Source organism: Inquilinus sp. CAU 1745, assembly GCF_039839375.1.
In the GTDB taxonomy this organism is placed as follows: domain Bacteria; phylum Pseudomonadota; class Alphaproteobacteria; order DSM-16000; family Inquilinaceae; genus JBDOQU01.
Genome location: NZ_JBDOQU010000036.1, coordinates 1 through 1,135, shown reverse-complemented (window position 1 = coordinate 1,135; position 1,135 = coordinate 1). Strand labels below are relative to the sequence as shown.

The following is a 1,135-nucleotide window of genomic DNA, read 5'->3' as shown; positions in this document are numbered from 1 at the left end:
GGCAACTGTGTTGTCAGGCCCAGGCTTTACGGTCTCTGAGCATGGCGTTGAGGTGGGTGAGGAGCTTTCTGGCGACGGCGATGATGGCGACTTTCTTGGTGAGTGAGCGGCTGTAGACAGCGTCGTAGAAGGCTTTGTAGCGGGGGGTGTTCCTGATGGCGGCGATGGCGGCGACGTAGAGGGCTCTTCGGACGCGGCTTCGTCCGCCTGCGATGTGGCGTTTGCCGTTTCTGGCGCCGCTGTCACGGTTGAAGGGGGCGAGCCCGGCGAGGGCGGAGATTTTCCTGGCCGGGAGGGTTCCGAGTTCGGGCAGCAAGGTGAGGCAGGCGGCGGCGTTGACCGGTCCCATTCCCGGGGCGGTGCGCAGCAGGCGGTTGTCCTCGGCGGCGGCCTGGCTGGCGGCGATGCGGGTCTGGATCCGTCGGTCGAGGTCGGCGACCTGGCCGCTCAGGCAGGTTATGACGGCGTCGAGGGAGGCCTGGATGGCGGCGTCGCGGGGCTCCTTGTCGCAAAGCTCCTTGAGCCGGACCTTTTCGGCCTGGCGCATGGCGACGAGTTGGTCGCGGCGGCGGACCAGGGCGGTCAGGGCTTCACGTTCCGGGCAAGGCGGCGCGTCGGGGGCGGGCTGGAACGTGGCCCCGAGGTCGGCGAGCATGCGGGCGTCGAGCATGTCGGTCTTGGCGCGGCGGCCGCGGGCTTCGGCGAAGCGGCGGGCCGTCATCGGATTGATCCGGACGCCGGGCAGGCCGGCGGCGGCGAGGCCGTGACGGAGCGCCCGGTCGTAGTCGCCGGTCGCCTCATGGACGATGAAGACATCCCGTCCGGCGAGGCCGGCGAGGAAGCCGTCGACCGCGTCGCGGCGGTTGGCGACCCGTCTGACGGCGCCGTCAGACGGGTCGAAGAAGTCGAGATGGGCTTTGGCGATGTCGCATCCGACATAACAAGGGACTATGGTCATGGGGCCTGTTCCTGTGATGCGGGGTCCGAGCAACCGGCCCCGAGCAACTGTTCAGGTTGGTGCAAGACGAGCGGGAAGGGGCCAGGCCAGCATACGGTCTACCGATCGGGCGACCTCGAATCCAACGGCCTCCTTCCCGCTCCCATCATAGCAACCATCCAACACACAGGAATCCAT

1 protein-coding gene is annotated in these 1,135 nt (G+C 68.0%); it reads right to left on the bottom strand.

The genetic code is table 11. The annotated features are described in order from the left end of the window. Nucleotides 1-13: 13 nt before the first annotated feature. The gene (locus tag AAFN89_RS20790) at nt 14-958 is read right to left on the bottom strand and encodes an IS110 family transposase (RefSeq protein WP_347541237.1); all 945 of its coding nucleotides are present in this window, start codon (nt 956-958) and stop codon (nt 14-16) included. Nucleotides 959-1,135: the final 177 nt, after the last annotated feature.

Excerpts from the sequence above, each read along its gene's own strand:
- AAFN89_RS20790 (WP_347541237.1), bottom strand. The coding sequence starts at position 958 with ATGACCATAGTCCCTTGTTATGTCGGATGCGACATCGCCAAAGCCCAT.